We start from the raw sequence: 15,394 nt of genomic DNA on the forward strand, positions 1-15,394 counted from the left end.
CGGGCCGCGCGGCCCGTCCGGCGTCGGCCGGATTGCAGGTCCGGTCCTCGGTCCTCCCGCTTCCGTGCCTTGGTTCGGCCCTCTCACAGGGATCGGATTGCGACCCGGTCCCGCCGCGTCCTGCCGCTGGGGCTCGAGCCCGTCGGGCGGCTTCGGCAGGCGGTCCCCCGCTCGGGGGCCGGCGTCCGGACCGCCCGGCCGGGCGGTCCCCTCCCGTCCGCCGAGCTGCAGCCTGAGGCCGAGATCGGCCAGCGGCCCGAGCTGCGCCGCCAGGCCGACATCGAGGCCGTGGCGAAGATCCGCCTTGAGGCCGAGGCCCAGCCCGTGTCCGCCGCCGACATTCCCGCCATCATGCCCGCCGCCTGCGGGTGCGCCATCCGGTCGGTCGCCGGCCCGCGGCCCGTTCCCCGGTGCTCGCCCCGGCGTGTTCCGTCCCGGCGGGCCGGCGCCGCGGTCCGGGCGCGCGTCGTGATCGGGCCGCTCGGGTGCCTGGCCCTGGCCGCGTCGCGGATCGAAAGCGGGCTGCGCGGGGCCGGGTTGCTGACCTTGCGGGTCGGCATGGGCTCCCAGGCCGATCAGGTTCAGACGCAGTCCGATGGGGAACGTCATGGCCCATCCTCGTCGGCTAACCGCCCGAGGCTATCGCCCCAACCTGACGAGGAACTGTCGCGAACGGATCGCGTCCCGTCGGGCTCGGCCGTGTCCGACCGCGCCGCCCCGCGCGTCGCGTGCCCGGCCCCGGATCGAAGGGATCCGCGGGCAAGATGTTTCGGCGTCTAATCAATATTGCGGAATTTAGACCATTTTCAAACATCAGCCGGCGTCATCGGAATGTAAAAATCGAAATGTACCGCTGAATGAATGCATCGAGGGCGATGAACAGGCCGTTGCACTGCGGACGAACCGTAGGCCTGCGTTGATGGTCGGCCATGGGGACTGCCAGCGAAATGCGGGTGTTGATCGCGACGGATGCCTGGGCGCCGCAAGTCAACGGCGTGGTCCGGACACTGACATCGCTCGCACGATGCGCACCCCGGGTGGGGATGGAGATCGTCTTCCTGTCGCCCGAGGGGTTTTCGAGCTTCCCGGTGCCGAGCTATCCCGGTCTGCACCTGGCGATCCCCGACAGCCAGGAGATCGCGCGACGGATCGAGGCGGCGCACCCTGACGCGATCCACATCGCGACGGAGGGGCCGATCGGCCACGCGGTGCGGGCCTACTGCATCCGGCGCCGGCTGCCCTTCACCACGAGCTTCACCACGAAGTTCCCGGAATACATCGCCGCCCGGTTCTTCGTGCCCGCGACCTGGAGCTACGGGGTGCTCCGCCGCTTCCACGCCGCCGGCCGGGTGACGATGGCCTCCACCGCCTCGCTGGTGCGCGAGTTGCGGGGGCGCGGCTTCCGCCGGCTCGGCCTGTGGACGCGGGGGGTCGATACCGACCTGTTCACGCCCGGCCGGGTCGCCCCGCTCGACCTGCCGCGGCCGATCTTTCTCAATGTCGGCCGCGTCGCCGTCGAGAAGAACCTCAAGGCGTTCCTCTCGCTCGATCTACCGGGATCGAAGGTGGTGATCGGCGCCGGCCCGCAGCTCGACGAGCTGAAGGCCCGCTATCCCGAGGCGCATTTCCTGGGCGAGCGCCACGGGGCGGATCTCGCGGCCCATCTCGCGGCCGCCGACGTCTTCGTCTTCCCGAGCCGCACCGACACCTACGGCGTGGTCCAGCTCGAAGCGCTCGCCTGCGGCGTGCCGGTGGCGGCCTTCCCGGTCACCGGCCCGCGCGACGTGATCGGCGGTCACGCCGTCGGCGTGCTCGACGAGGACCTCCGGGCCGCCTGCCTCGGCGCCCTGACCCTGTCCCGCGCCGAGTGCCGCGCCTTCGCGCTCGGCCGCTCGTGGGAAGCCAGCGCCCGGCAATTCGCCCGCAACGTGGCGCGGGCGCGCATCCGCCGGCCGATCGGGTCCGGCATCTGGGCGTCGGCCTGAGACCTCATCCGTTAGGAGCTTCATTCATGGCAGGGAACGGCGTGCTACCCACCGTCGACGAGATGCGCACGGAAGGGGTCGCCAAGGCCTACGATCGCTGGGCGCCGATCTACGATCTCGTCTTCGGCAAGGTCTTCGCGCGCGGCCGCTCGGCGGCGATCGAGGCGGCCGAGCGGGTCGGCGGGCGCATCCTCGAAGTCGGCGTCGGCACCGGCATCTCGCTGCCGCAATATTCGCCGCGCAGCCGGCTCGTCGGCGTCGACCTGTCCGCCCCGATGCTGGAGAAGGCGCGCGAGCGGGTGGCCCGGATGGGCCTGCGCAACGTCGAGCAGCTCGACGTGATGGATGCCGAGCATCTCGCCTTCGCCGACGAGTCCTTCGACGTGGTGGTGGCGCAGTACGTCGTCACCGCGGTGCCGAACCCGGAAGCCGCCCTCGACGAGTTCCTGCGCGTCGCGCGACCCGGCGGCGAGATCGTCATCACCACCCGCATCGGTGCCGACAAGGGCCTTCGCGGCGCGATCGAGTCGCTGCTCTCGCCGGTGGTCAACCGGCTGGGCTGGCGCACCGAGTTCTCCTGGCAGCGCTACCAGGACTGGGTGGATCGGACCGCGGGCGTGAGCGTGATCGAGCGCCGGCAGCTGCCGCCGCTCGGCCACTTCTCGCTGATCCGCCTCCGGAAATCCGACGCGGCCTGACGGGCGGCATTCTCCCGCGATCCCGCCGCCGGCCGTACCGGTGGCAAGAGACCTCAACTCCCATCGAGAGGAGACGATAATGGGCGGCTTTTTCGAAGCGTTGCGCGTGCAGCGGTGGGACGACCACCGTTACTATCACCACAGCCGGATCAACCAGTCGCTTCATCTTCTGAGCGCGCTGAGCTTCGTCTCCGCCTACGTGATCTGTTTCAAGGACCCGGCGATTGCCGCGCTGATCGCCTGGCTCGTCTCGATGACGAGCCGCCAGGCCGGCCACTTCTTCTTCGAGCCCAAGGGCTACGACCACGTGAACCACGCCACCCACGATCACAAGGAAGAGATCAAGGTCGGCTACAACCTGCAGCGCAAGGTCGTGCTGATGGCGATCTGGGCGCTCTCGCCGCTCGTCTTCACCGTGAGCCCGTCGCTGTTCGGCCTGATCGAGCCGCACCAGAGCGCGGGCGAACTCGTCCGGCACGTCGGCATGCTGTGGTTCGCGATCGGGATCGGCGGCCTCGTGTTCCGGGTGCTCCAGCTCTTCGTCATCCGCGACGTCGAGACCGGGCTGGTCTGGGCGGCCAAGATCATCACCGACCCGTTCCACGACATCAAGCTGTACTACCGCGCGCCGCTCTACCTGATGCAGGGCGAGCTGATCGACCGCGGCCTCGCCGACGAGGTCGCCGAGGAAGCCGCTCGCAGCGCCGCGCGCTGACGGGATCTCTCCTCCCCCTTGTGGGGAGGAGTTGGAGGTGGGGGTGGTGCCGGATGAAGCTCGGCGATCAATCCTGAACCACCCCCACCCCTGACCCCTCCCCACAAGGGGGAGGGAAAAGCGGCGCTTTACTCCGCCGGCACCGGATTGCCCGTACTGGCCGACGCCGCGCCGCCCCGCCCGCGCAGGCCCCGCCAGCGCACGGCGAGCATCTCGCGCAGCAGGGAGCGGCGGATCGCCTTGTTGCTGGTCGCCGGCCCGGCCCACCAGGCATCCGCCTCCATCGCCCGGACGCCCGCGACGAAGCGCTCCGTCACCGCCGCGACATCCGCGTCGGTGTAGTTGAGGCTGAAGATCAGGCGCCCCGTGCCGATCCAGGACAGAGCCAATCCTTCGAGGCGCAGATAGTATTGCAGCAGCCAGTTGTAGCGGGCGGGCCGCGTGTAGAGCACCGTCCAGATCGACGACATGTTGACGACGCGCACGGGCAGGCCCTCGGCCTCCAGTCGCCGGTTCAGCGCTTCCGCGCGCGCGTTCCAGCGCCCGTCGAGATCCGCGTAGAGCGCCTCGACCTCCGGGGTCTCCAGCCGCCGCAGGAAGGCGTTCATCGCGCCCATCACGTAAGGGTGCGCGTTGAACGTGCCGCGGGCGAAGCAGATGTCGCCGGGCCGGTCCTCGCGGAAGCGCTGCATCAGCGCGTGGCGCCCGCACAGCACGCCGATGGGCAGGCCGCCGCCCAGGGTCTTGCCGTAGGTGACGAGGTCGGCCCGGACGCCGAAATAGTCCTGGGCGCCGCCGGGCGCGAGGCGGAAGCCGACGAAGACCTCGTCGAAGATGAGGACGATGCCGCTGCCCGTGCAGACCGCGCGCAGGCGCTTCAGCCAGTCCGCGTAGGCCGCGCGGTCGTAGGCGGCGTGCCGGCCGGAATCGACGAGCGACCCGTCGGAGGGCGCGCCGGCATTGGGGTGCATCGCCTGGATCGGGTTGACCAGCACGCAGGCGATGTCGCGGCGCTCGGCCAGCACCTTGAGCGTCCGTTCGGACATGTCGGCGAGCGTCAGCGTGTCGTTGGCCGGCCGGGGATTGCCGATGCCGGGCTGAACGTCGCCCCACCAGCCGTGATAGGCGCCGCAGAAGCGCACGATGCGCCGCCGCCCGGTCCGGTACTGCGCGAGGCGCACCGCCTGCATCACGGCCTCCGTCCCGGACATGTGGAACGAGACCTCGTCCATCCCGGAGATCGCCCGCAGCCGGCGGACGTTGTCGGCCACGACCGGGTGCAGGGCGCCGAGCACCGGCCCCAGCGCCTCGACCGCGCCGGCGCCCTCTCGGATGCAGGCCTTGTAGGCGTCGGTGCCGAGCACGTTCACGCCGTAGGAGCCGGTGAGATCGTAGAGGCGGTTGCCGTCGAGATCCGTGACCTCGACGCCGGACGCGGCCTGCAGGAAGCTCCCGGCGGACAAGTTCTCCCGGACGATCCGGCTGAACTGGAACGGCACGCGGTAGCGCCCGGTGAATTGCAGGTCGGAGATGCCGCCCCTGGCCTCGTCCGTCGCCGCGCGGGTCTTCGCGTAGCGCTCGCGGTAGAGGGCGGACAGGCGCGCGAAGCCGGCGCGGCGACGGGCGGCGACCGCGTCCGAGGCGCCGTCGATTCGGGCGAATTCCGACTCGCCGTACTCGTAGAAGGGCAGCTGGGCGGCGATCCGGCGCGCCATCCGGACATGGCCCGCGAGCGAGGGGTGCTTCGCCCGCGACAGGGCGAGGCGCTTGCGGCCCTTCACACCGAGAAACGCAAGAGCCGCTGCGGCGGCCGCGACCGTGATGGTTCCGAGAGTATCCATCCGGTCAGCGTGAACCAACGGCATGTCACGGGATGATGACGCTTCGCACCACCCTCCTCAGCATCGCCCGCCACGAGGATCTGAATTTCCTCCTGACGAACCGGATTCCGCGCCGGTTGGCGACCCGCTTCGTCGGCTGGCTTGCCCAGATCCGGCAGCCGCTGGTGCGCGACGTCTCGATGTGGGCGTGGCGGCTCTTCTCCGATCTCGACCTGTCGGACGCGCGCAAGACGCGCTTCGACAGCCTGCACGACTGCTTCGTCCGCGAGCTGAAGCCCGGTGCGCGCCCGGTCGATCCGGATGCGGGCGTGATGGTCAGCCCCTGCGACGCCATCGTCGGCGCCTTCGGGCCGATCGAGGGTACGCGGCTGTTCCAGGTCAAGGGCTTCCCCTACCGCCTGGAGGACCTGCTCGGCAGCGCCGAGGCGGCCGAGCGCTACCGCGACGGCGTCTTCGTCACGCTGCGGCTGACGGCGAGCATGTATCACCGCTTCCACGCGCCCCATGACGGGCGCGTCGAGGCCGTCACCTACATGTCCGGGGATACGTGGAACGTGAACCCGATCGCGCTGAAGCGCATCGAGAACCTGTTCTGCCGCAACGAGCGCGCGGCGATCCGCCTGAGGCTCGACGCGACGGGCGAGGCGGTGACGCTGGTCGCGGTCGCGGCGATCCTGGTCGCGAGCGTGCGCCTGCGCTTCCTCGACATCGGTCTCGATCTCCGCCAGGGCGGCCCGCGCACGATCGCCTGCGACGCGCCCCTCGCCAAGGGCGAGGAGATGGGCTGGTTCCAGCATGGCTCGACGATCGTGATGCTGGCCCCGCGCGGCTACGCGCCCTGCGCCGGGATTGCGGAAGGACGAACGATCAAGGCCGGCCAGAGGCTTCTGACGCTGCCGCCTCGTTCCACGGTGGCCGGTTGACCACGTCGGGGCCGGCCCCATCCCGTCATGGCGGACGTTGGCGAAGCGATGACAAAAGGGCGTACCGGAACGCCGCCGCGTCCGACGCTCCGGCTACAGGAACTTGGCCGGATCGGTCTCCGGCGGCGGGGGCGCCACGTCGCTGCGGTTCCACCAGCCGCCGCCGAGCGCCTGGAACAGAGCGACCGTGTCGGCGTACTGCGTGGCCCGCGCGCCCGCCGAGGTCACGAGCGCCGAGAGGTAGCTCTGCTGGGCGATCAGGACCTGCGTCGCGTTGACGGCCCCCGCCGCGTACTGCTTGCGAACGAGGCCGAGGCTCTCGCTCGTGGCCTTCTCGGCCGCGGAGGCCGCCGCCACCGCCTTCGCGTCGGACTGGAGGGCGCGCAGGCTGTCGGCGACGTTCTGGAACGCGGTGATCACGGTGGCGCGGTACTGCGCCTGCGCCTGGTTCAGGGTCTCCTCGGAGGCGCGCTGCCGCCGATAGAGCGTGCCCGCATCGAAGATCGGCTGCGTGGCTTGGCCGATGATGGTGAAGAACCCGGCCGCCGGATTGGTGAGCTGGACGAGCCGCACGGCGCTGGAGCCCGCCGTCGCCGTGATGGTGAATTGCGGCAGGCGGTTGGCGACCGCCACGCCGACGTTGGCGCTCGCCTCCTTCACCTGGGCTTCGGCGGCCTTCACGTCGGGCCGCTGCTGCACGAGGTGCGAGGGCAGGCTGACGGGAAGGCGCGTCGGCAGATGCAGCGCGCTCAGGGTGAAGGTCTCGGCGACTTCGTCGCTCGGGAACCGGCCGGTCAGGGCGGTGAGCAAATTGCGCTGCTGCGCGAGCTGCTTCTCCAGCGGCGGCAATTGCTGCTGCGACAGCGAGAGCGCGGCCTGCTGCTGCACGACGTCGGCCCCGGCGATCTGCCCGAGCTTGAGCTGCTTGTTGTAGAGTTCGAGGATCTCGGTCTGCGCCTGGATCGCCCGCTTGGTCGCCTCGATCTGCGCGCGCAGGGCCGCCTCCTGGATCGCGGCGGTCACGACGTTGGCGGTCAGGCTGAGATACGCCGCCTCGAGCTGGAAGCGCTGGTTCTCGGCCTCGGCCTCCAGCGCCTGGATCTGGCGGCGGTTGCCCCCGAACACGTCCGGGTTGAAGGCGACGGTCACCTGCGGCGTGTACAGGCTGTAGAGGTACTGGTTCTGGTCCTGCAGGGGGGATTGCAGGTCGAGTCCCGGCGCCCGGGCGCCGAGCGCCTGCGGGTTGGCGGTGAGCGTCGGGAACAGCGTTCCGCGCTGGGCCAGAACGTTCTGCTGCGCGATGCGGAGAGACGCCTGCGCCGCATCCAGCGTCGGGTTATTGGCCAGCGCCTCCTCGACCAGGCGGTTCAGCTTCTTCGAGCGGAACAGGGTCCACCACCGGCCCGGGATGTCGGCGCCCGGCACGAAGCTCTGATCCGCCGAGCCGCCCTGCTGCGTCCGGATCGCGTCGGCGGCGCTCGGGTTCTTCAGGGGCTCCGGGGTGTAGCGGGTGACCGGCGGATCGGCGGGCGGGCGATAGTCCGGCCCGACCATGCAGCCGCCGAGCGCGCCGCAGAGACCGGCCAAGCTCAGGCCGGCCACGCTCAGGCCGGCGACGGCGTTCCGCTTCCGACGACCCATCACGCGGCAACCCGGTTTGCGGCCGGCACGGCCCTGTCGTTCGGCCGGCGGCGGGAGAACAGGGAGATCAGCACCGGCAGGACCACGAGGATCAGGTTCGGGGCGAGCAGGATGCCCCCGACCACCACCAGCGCCAGGGGCTTCTGCACCTGCGATCCGATGCCGGTGGAGATCGCCGCGGGCAGGAGGCCGACGCAGGCCGCCACGCAGGTCATCATCACCGGCCGCATCCGCACGATCGAGGCGTGGCGGACGGCCTCCGCCCGCTCCCAGCCCTCGTCGAGGAGCTGGTTGTAGTAGGCGAGCAGGATCACGCCCTCCATCGTCGAGATCCCGAACAGGGCGATGAAGCCGATCGCCGCCGAGATCGAGAACGGCGTCCCCGTGAAGAACAGGGCGAAGATGCCGCCGATCATCGCCATCGGGATCACCGAGAGCGTGAGCAGCATGTCGGTGACGGACGAGAAGTTGACGAACAGGAGCAGCGCGATCAGGCCTAAGGTGATCGGCACCACCACGCTCAGTCGGGCGACCGCTTCCTTCAGGTTGGTGAACTGCCCGACCCATTCGAGGTGGTAGCCGGAGGGCAGCGTCACCGTCTCGGCGACCCGGGCCTGCGCCTCCAGCACCGCGCCGCCGAGATCGCGCCCGCGCACCGAGAACTTCACCGGGATGTAGCGTTCCTGGTTCTCGCGGTAGATGAAGGCCGCGCCCGAGACCATCGCGACGGTCGCGATCTCCGAGAGCGGCACCTGCACCACGCCGCCATTCGGGTTCGGCGCCCCGACGGTGATGCTGCGGATCGTGTCCAGCGAGGAGCGGTACTGGGGGGCGAGCCGCACCCGCATCGGGAAGTGACGGTCCGAGCCGTACTCGTAGAGGTCGCCCGCAGTCTGGCCGCCGATCGCCGCCGCGACCGTGGTGTTCACGTCGCCGATGGAGAGGCCGAAGCGGGCGGCCTTGCGGCGGTCGACGTCGATCTCGACGGTCGGCTGGCCGAGGGATTCGAACACCGCCAGGTCGGTGATGCCGGGCACGCTGGCGAGCGCCGCCTTCACGGCGTTGGCGGTGCGGGTGATCTCGGCGAGGTCGCTGCCGTAGATCTTGACCGAGTTCTCGCCCTTCACCCCCGAGGCCGCCTCCTGGACGTTGTCCTCGATGTACTGCGAGAAGTTGAACTCGATGCCGGGAAACTCCGCGTCGAGACGCTTCGACAGGTCGCGGATCAGCGTCTCCTTGTCGAGGCCCTTGGGCCATTGGTCGAGGGGCTTCAGGGGCGCGAGGATCTCGACGTTGAAGAAGCCGGTGGCGTCGGTGCCGTCGTTGGGCCGGCCCTGGTGCGAGATCACGTTGACCACCTCCGGCACCTCCTGGAAGATCTTGCGCAGGCGCTGGACGTAGGCGTTGCCGGTCTCCAGCGAGACCGAGGCCGGCATGGTGCCGCGGACGTAGAGGTTGCCCTCCTCCAGCCGCGGCAGGAATTCGAGGCCGAGGTTGCGCGCGGCGAGCCCGGACACCGCCAGGATCGCCGCGACGACGCCGAGGGCGAGGACGCGGTGGCGCAGGCCGAGGGTCAGGACGAGCCTGTGTCCGAACCGCAGGACGCGCACGATCAGCGTGTCGCGCTCCTCCACCCGCTTGGGCAGGATGATCGCCGAGAGCGCGGGCGAGACCGTGAAGGTGGCGAGCAGGCCGCCGACCAGCGCGTAGGCGTAGGTCTTGGCCATCGGCCCGAAGATGTGCCCCTCGACGCCGGTCATCGTGAACAGCGGCAGGAAGCCGACGATGATGATGGTGGCCGAGAAGAAGATCGCCCGGTTCACCTCGGCGCCGGCGAGGGCGATGGTGCCGAGCCGGCCGGTCAGGCCGCCGGGCGCGGGCCGCCCCTCCCCGTGCTCGGGTTCGGCGAGATGCCGGAAGATGTTCTCGACCATGATCACGGTGGCGTCGACGATCAGGCCGAAATCGATCGCGCCGAGCGACAGCAGGTTGGCCGAGTCGCCGCGCAGCACCAGGATCAGGATCGCGAAGCCGAGGGCGAAGGGGATCGTCGCCGCCACGATGATCGCGCTGCGCAAGCTCCCGAGGAACAGCCACTGCACCGTGAACACCAGGATCACGCCGAAGACGAGGTTGTGCAGCACCGTGTGGGTGGTGGTCCGGATCAGCTCCGAGCGGTCGTAGATGCGCGCGATCCGCACGCCCGGCGGCAGGATGGTCGAGCCGTTGATCCGCTCGATCTCGGCCTCGACCCGCTGGAGCGTCGGCAGGCTCTGGCCGCCGCGGCTCATTAGGACGATGCCCTCGACCACGTCCGGGTCGTCGCCCTCCCCGACGATGCCGAGGCGCGGCGCGTTCGAGACGCGCACCTCCGCCACGTCGCGCACCAGCACCGGCACGCCGTTCACCTGCGTCAGCATGGTGTCGCGGATGTCGTCCATGTCGCGGATCAGGCCGATGCCGCGCACCACCGCCGACTGCTCGCCGACGTTCAGCGTCTGGCCGCCGACATTGATCGAGGAATTGTTGAGCGCGTTGACGAGCTGGACCAGGGTCATCCCCAGCCCCTGCAGCCGGGGCAGGTCGACGGCGATCTCGTATTCCTTGGCCCGGCCGCCGAAGGCCGTCACGTCGATGACGCCGGGGATCGCCTTGAACCGACGCTGCAGCACCCAATCCTGCAGGGTCTTCATGTCGGTCGAAGAGAAGCCCGGCGGCCCGACGAGCTTGTAGCGCATGATCTCGCCGACCGGGCTCGTCGGGGAGATCTGCGGCTGGGCTCCGTTCGGCAGCGGGGCAAGCTGCGACAGGCGGTTGAGGACGCGCTGAAGCGCCTCCTCGTAGGTGTACTCGTAGTTGAACTGCACCTTCACGTCGGAGAGACCGAACAGCGAGATCGTCCGCACCACCTGCGCGTTCGGGATGCCGGCGAGCTGCACCTCGATCGGGATCGTGATGTAGCGCTCGATCTCCTCCGCCGACTGGCCCGGATTCTGGGTGATCACGTCGACCAGCGGCGGCACCGGATCGGGATAGGCCTCGACATTGAGCTGGAGGAAGCTCGTGTAGCCGAGGGCGAGCATCATCACGAAGCCGAGGAAGACCAGCAAGCGCTGGCGCAGGGCGAAGACGATCAGGCTGTTCATCGCCGCCCGCTCCTACGACGCCTTGTCGCCGGAGGCGGCGCGGTCGATGAACAGGGCGCCGCGGGTGACGATCTCCTCGCCGGCCGCCAAGCCCTCGACGATCTGCGCGGTCTCGCCGTTGACGAGGCCGATCCGGACCGGGCGGGCGACGACCGCGCCGTCGGGCCGGGCGACCCAGAGATGGGCCTTGCCCCCCTCGTGGACGATCGCGTCGAGGGGCACGGCGGGCGAGGGCTCCGGCGGGCCGGTGAGGATCGTGAAGGTGGCGAACATCTCCGGCCGCAGAACCTGATCCGCGTTCTCGACCTCGCTGCGCACGGCGAGCCGGCGCGTGGCCGGATCGAGGCTCGCGGCCATGTAGTCGATACGCGCCTTGAACACCCGGTCGCCGAAGCCCGCCACCCGCGCCTCCACGGTCTGACCGAGACGGATCTTCGGCACCTCGCTCTCGCGGACGTTGGCGACGAGCCAGACCGTCGAGAGATCGCCGATGACGAAGGCGGGGTCGCTCGACGCGGAGAGATACTGGCCGACGCCGACCTTGCGCTGCACGATGGTGCCGGCGATCGGGGCGCGGATCTCGACGTCGGAGCTGAGGCGCCCGCTCTTCTCGAAGGCGGCGATCTCGGCGTCGGTCTTGCCGAGGAGGCGCAGGCGGCTCTTCACGGCGTCGAGCGCCGCCTCGGCGGTCTTCAGGTCGCTCTGCGCGGCGATCACGTCGTTCTGGGCCGCCTGATAATCCTTGAGCGCCACGGCGCGGGCGGCGAACAGCTCCTGCTGGCGGGCGGCGATGGTCTGGTCCAGCTTCAGCAGCGCCTGCTGCTTCTGCAGGGTGTTCAACGCCGCCTGATAGTCGTTCTGGGCCTGGACCATGTCGGTGGCCTCCAGCGTCAGCAGGAGGTCGCCCGCCTTCACCTCCTGGCCGGCGCGGACCTGCACCCGGGTCACGCGGCCGGAATAGGGGGAGGCGACCGGTACGTTGTCGTCCTCGTTGAGGGCGATGCGCCCCTCGGCCGAACTCTCGGGCCGGAACGACCGCGTGGCGACGGGCCGGATCGCCATGGTCGCGCGCTGTTCCGGCGTCGGGTGGAAGACCCGCGCGTCGTCGGCGGATCGCTTGCCCGCGCCCGCCGCCGCCTCGTCCCGGCCGGAGAGGCCGAGGGCGCCGAGGGCGCCGAGGGCTGTGTCGAGCGCCTGCCGCGCCTGGTGCGGGAAGACGATGACCGCGACGACCAGGGCGAGCACGGGGAGCAGCCAGGCGGCGACCGAGAGCATGGCGCTGCGGCGGCCCGAGGCGCGGCGCCCGTCGATGTTTCCAGAGTGGTGCGCGTCCATCGCGGCCTCGACCCGACCGAGTTCTTCGAGCGCCGGCCTGGCGCGCCGCGCATCCTGTGCGCGGCTCACCCGCCGACGGTCCGGGTAGGCTCATAGCCGCGTTCTGGCGGCGGAAGCGTGACCGTGGGAAAAGTTTTTAACATGCGTTGCGTCGCGGCGGCGGGCGGAAGCCGCGGCCGCGCGACCGGTCCGGTCACATCGTCGTGAAGCGGGCGGACGTGCCCGCTCAGCGCGCGCCGAGATGCGGCCGGATGATCGTCAGCATCCGCTCGGCCGAGGTGCCGGGCGGGAAGAAGCCGAGATAGGCGCCCGATCGATCCAGCAGGTAGACGAAGGCCGAGTGCTCGATCGCGTCGGCGCCCTCGGCCCGCCGGTAAAACACCTTGTAGGCGTCGGCCGCCCGCCGGATCGCGGCCTCGCTGCCGGTGAGCCCGATCAGGCGGGGATGGAAGCTCGGCACGAATTCCGCGAGCAGGGCGGCCGTGTCCCGGGTCGGGTCGAGGGTGATGAAGACGGGCTGGATCGCCTCGCCCGCCTCGCCGAGCAGGGTGAGCGCGCGGGCGATCTCCATCAGGTCGGTGGGGCAGACATCGGGGCAGCCGGTGTAGCCGAAGGTGAGGATCACGAGCTTGCCGCGGAAATCCGCCTCGGTGCGGGGGCGCCCGTGCTGATCGACCAGCGCGAACGGGCCGCCGACCGGCTCGCGGTTCCACATCAGCACGTCCATCAGTTCGGCGGCCGAGCGCGGCGGTTCCTCGGCCCGGGCCGGGCCGAGCCCCGAGTCGGCTCCCATGCCGAGCCCCATGCCGAGCCCCATGCCGAGCCCCAAGAGGCCCAGCAGGAGTGCGGCCGGCACGCGTCTACGCACCGAAGGTCAGCCGGCTGCCGGTGGTCGGGACGATGACGTGGTCGGGCATCTGCGCCTGCGCTTCGAGGGCGAAGTTCAGGCCGCTGCAATGCATCGGGATCACGACGTCGGGCTCGAGCGCGCGGATCTCGCCGACGACCTGGGTCAGGTACTCCTTCGGCGCCGGACCGAGATGGAAGCCGCCGACGATGGCGTGAACCTTCTCGACCCCCGAGACGGCCTGCGCCTGCCGCACCGAGTTGACGATGCCGACATGGCCGCAGGACGAGATCACCACGAGCCCCCTGCCCTTCACGTTGAAGCAGGTGGCGTGCTCGTGGACATGCTCGTCGGGGATGATCTTCCCCTGCAACTCGGCCGGCGAATAGTGGGTGGCGTCGCAGCCGAGACCGTCCTTGATGCCGCGCTCGACGAAGGTGTTGGGCAGGACGCGCTCGATCGAGGAGCGCTTGATCTGGCCGGTGGTGAAGGCGTGGCCGGCGACCACGGTCGGCGCCTCGCACAGCACGGTCGCGACCCGCCGGGCGGCGAGTTCGCGCCGGTCGAGCTGGCCGAAATCGGTGAACTGGCCGGTCGCGCCGACCGGGCTCAGGCGATGGCAGAAATTGTCCTCGCCGCCGGCATAGAGCTTCAGGTCCGGCGAGAGCGTGTCGCGGTAGCGGTCGAGGAAGCCGGTCAGGCCGCCGTAATGGTCGTGGTGGCCGTGACTGACGATCAAGGCATCGATCTTGGTCGGATCGACCTTCAGGATCTCGATGTTGTTGAGCAGCGCCTCGGGGCTGTAGCCGAAATCGAGCAGGATCGTGCGGGCCTCTCCCGCGGCCTTCGATTCCGCGAAGAGCGACAGACCCCACTGATTGTGCAGCACCTTGCGGTAATCGGCGCCGCGACCGTTGCCGGGCGGCTGGTGGAACACGCCCTGGACGGTGGCGGGCTTCAGGAACTGGTCGTGCGCCGAGTCGATCAGGACGCGCAGGCTGAGCGTGTCGACGGTGGGGATCTCGGGAGGCGCGGCGCGCGCCACCTCGACGCAGGAGAAGCCGGCCGCGGAGCCGGCGGCCAAAGCGGCCGAGAGTTTCAGGAAACCGCGCCTGTCGATCGCGTCCGCCATGTCATCCGCCCGTGTCCGGTGGGTATATGCATGGTATAGCCGAGCTTTTCCGGAAATTTGTTCCGTGTTTTGCGCTCGATCGCAAAAGTTCTACCCGAGTTCATCGGGTTCGCGCAAGAAAAGTTGCCCTCCCCTTTCCGTCCGGAGTGCCGCCGAAGGGCCGCACCGCCTCCGCGATGACGCCCAATCTCGTCATCGCCACGGCTTCGCCGCGCAAAGACAAAGGAAAGGCCTGAGCGATCGACCGGATCGCGCATGATCCGGTTTCCGGCTGGTTGGCTCGGTTCGGTCCCCACCACGGTCATCCCGCGGTCCGCTCCGCGGCCCCCGGTGACGGGAAGCGGCACAGAACGGATCGACCCGTGACCGTCCGACACCGCTGTTCGATCGATCGACGTCGGCGACCGTGTCGGCTCGGCCCGTCGCGGCCGGTTCGGCCCTGACGCGGAACGAGACCGGCGCGGCGCCGGCTGTGCCGCGCCCGCCCGACCTTCAGCAGGCTTCGAGCATGCCAAGTGTCGCCACGGCCTGCTCCGGTGCGCCCTCGGCGGGCACCCCGAGGCGGAGGTGGAGCGCGCCCACCGTGCGAGTGAGCAGGCCGTCGAGATCCGACGCCAAATCGGCGAGGCCGGCCAGAGCGCCGTCGCGCGCGGCCCGCTCGATCGCACCGGCCCGATCCTTCACCTGCACCGCACCGATATTGGCGCTCATCGACTTGAGGCCGTGGGCGGCGCGGGACACGGCCGGGGCGTCGCCCCGCGCGAGGGCGGTGTCGAGGTCTCGGAGCGCCTGGGGCGCCTGGGCGAGGTAGAGCCGGAGGATCCGCTCCAGGAAGTCCCGGTCGCCGAGTTCTTCCAGGTTGGCGATCGTCGGCGCATCGAGCAGCGCCTCCTCCGACACCCGCGGCGCCTCGGATGAGACGACCACCGCCGGCGCGTCGCCGGTCTCGGCCTCGAGGTGCCGCGCCAGCAGCGCGCCGAGTTGCGCCAGGGTGAACGGCTTGGCGAGCATGCCGTCCATCCCCGCCGCCTGCCAGGACTCGGCGCCGTCGCCGACCACGTGGGCGGTGAGGGCCACGATCGGCACACGCTCCGCCCCGTCCCGCGCCTCCCGCGCGCGGATGGCGGCGGC

At 70.3% G+C, this 15,394-nt stretch carries 11 protein-coding genes and 1 pseudogene; 4 read left to right on the forward strand and 8 right to left on the reverse strand.

All coding sequences use genetic code 11. The features are described from left to right. Window positions 1-609, reverse strand: a pseudogene (locus MFF42_RS10510) (hypothetical protein); the annotation flags it as partial. Window positions 610-947: 338 nt separating this feature from the next. Here MFF42_RS10510 and MFF42_RS10515 point away from each other — a divergent pair. The 3 genes from MFF42_RS10515 (at window position 948) to MFF42_RS10525 (ending at window position 3,398) form a co-directional block, all read left to right on the forward strand. Beyond that, entirely contained in the window at window positions 948-1,985 is a 1,038-nt protein-coding gene (locus MFF42_RS10515) for a glycosyltransferase family 4 protein (RefSeq protein ID WP_238255709.1), read from the forward strand. Window positions 1,986-2,011: 26 nt separating this feature from the next. After that, window positions 2,012-2,683: a class I SAM-dependent methyltransferase gene (locus tag MFF42_RS10520; RefSeq protein ID WP_238255710.1), complete on the forward strand. Its 672-nt coding sequence runs from the start codon at window positions 2,012-2,014 to the stop codon at window positions 2,681-2,683. A 79-nt stretch (window positions 2,684-2,762) separates the two neighbouring features. Then, window positions 2,763-3,398, forward strand: coding sequence for a hypothetical protein (locus MFF42_RS10525; protein WP_373875174.1), 636 nt, complete (start codon window positions 2,763-2,765; stop codon window positions 3,396-3,398). A gap of 128 nt (window positions 3,399-3,526) precedes the next feature. Here the strand turns inward: MFF42_RS10525 and MFF42_RS10530 are convergent, their stop codons facing one another. Continuing rightward, window positions 3,527-5,239 (reverse strand): aminotransferase class III-fold pyridoxal phosphate-dependent enzyme, encoded by a 1,713-nt coding sequence (locus MFF42_RS10530; RefSeq protein WP_238255711.1) that lies wholly within the window; start codon window positions 5,237-5,239, stop codon window positions 3,527-3,529. A 35-nt stretch (window positions 5,240-5,274) separates the two neighbouring features. Between MFF42_RS10530 and asd the strand changes: the two genes are divergently transcribed. Beyond that, window positions 5,275-6,162 (forward strand): archaetidylserine decarboxylase, encoded by an 888-nt coding sequence (asd, locus tag MFF42_RS10535; RefSeq protein WP_238255719.1) that lies wholly within the window; start codon window positions 5,275-5,277, stop codon window positions 6,160-6,162. A gap of 93 nt (window positions 6,163-6,255) precedes the next feature. On the opposite strand, the gene MFF42_RS10540 is transcribed toward asd, so the two are convergent. From MFF42_RS10540 to MFF42_RS10565, 6 genes are all read right to left on the reverse strand, one after another. Continuing rightward, window positions 6,256-7,803: an efflux transporter outer membrane subunit gene (locus tag MFF42_RS10540; protein ID WP_238255712.1), complete on the reverse strand. Its 1,548-nt coding sequence runs from the start codon at window positions 7,801-7,803 to the stop codon at window positions 6,256-6,258. Continuing rightward, window positions 7,803-10,949, reverse strand: a complete 3,147-nt coding sequence (locus MFF42_RS10545; protein ID WP_238255713.1) for an efflux RND transporter permease subunit — start codon at window positions 10,947-10,949, stop codon at window positions 7,803-7,805. Before MFF42_RS10545 ends, MFF42_RS10540 begins: the two co-directional genes overlap by 1 nt. 12 nt (window positions 10,950-10,961) lie before the next feature. Further along, the gene (locus tag MFF42_RS10550; protein ID WP_238255714.1) at window positions 10,962-12,353 is read right to left on the reverse strand and encodes an efflux RND transporter periplasmic adaptor subunit; all 1,392 of its coding nucleotides are present in this window, start codon (window positions 12,351-12,353) and stop codon (window positions 10,962-10,964) included. A gap of 157 nt (window positions 12,354-12,510) precedes the next feature. Further along, a complete protein-coding gene (locus tag MFF42_RS10555) occupies window positions 12,511-13,101 on the reverse strand; it encodes an SCO family protein (RefSeq protein WP_373875175.1) in 591 nt (196 codons plus the stop codon). Between the two features lie 43 nt (window positions 13,102-13,144). Further along, window positions 13,145-14,263, reverse strand: coding sequence for an MBL fold metallo-hydrolase (locus MFF42_RS10560; RefSeq protein WP_238255716.1), 1,119 nt, complete (start codon window positions 14,261-14,263; stop codon window positions 13,145-13,147). Between the two features lie 492 nt (window positions 14,264-14,755). After that, window positions 14,756-15,394 (reverse strand): Hpt domain-containing protein (locus MFF42_RS10565; protein ID WP_238255717.1); only part of this gene is annotated, 639 nt, incomplete at its 5' end.

Source organism: Methylorubrum podarium, assembly GCF_022179745.1.
GTDB classification, from domain to species: domain Bacteria; phylum Pseudomonadota; class Alphaproteobacteria; order Rhizobiales; family Beijerinckiaceae; genus Methylobacterium; species Methylobacterium podarium.

Excerpts from the sequence above, each read along its gene's own strand:
- MFF42_RS10515 (WP_238255709.1), top strand. The coding sequence starts at position 948 with ATGCGGGTGTTGATCGCGACGGATGCCTGGGCGCCGCAAGTCAACGGC.
- MFF42_RS10520 (WP_238255710.1), top strand. The coding sequence starts at position 2,012 with ATGGCAGGGAACGGCGTGCTACCCACCGTCGACGAGATGCGCACGGAA.
- MFF42_RS10525 (WP_373875174.1), top strand. The coding sequence starts at position 2,763 with ATGGGCGGCTTTTTCGAAGCGTTGCGCGTGCAGCGGTGGGACGACCAC.
- MFF42_RS10530 (WP_238255711.1), bottom strand. The coding sequence starts at position 5,239 with ATGGATACTCTCGGAACCATCACGGTCGCGGCCGCCGCAGCGGCTCTT.
- asd (WP_238255719.1), top strand. The coding sequence starts at position 5,275 with ATGACGCTTCGCACCACCCTCCTCAGCATCGCCCGCCACGAGGATCTG.
- MFF42_RS10540 (WP_238255712.1), bottom strand. The coding sequence starts at position 7,803 with ATGGGTCGTCGGAAGCGGAACGCCGTCGCCGGCCTGAGCGTGGCCGGC.
- MFF42_RS10545 (WP_238255713.1), bottom strand. The coding sequence starts at position 10,949 with ATGAACAGCCTGATCGTCTTCGCCCTGCGCCAGCGCTTGCTGGTCTTC.
- MFF42_RS10555 (WP_373875175.1), bottom strand. The coding sequence starts at position 13,101 with ATGGGGCTCGGCATGGGGCTCGGCATGGGAGCCGACTCGGGGCTCGGC.
- MFF42_RS10560 (WP_238255716.1), bottom strand. The coding sequence starts at position 14,263 with ATGGCGGACGCGATCGACAGGCGCGGTTTCCTGAAACTCTCGGCCGCT.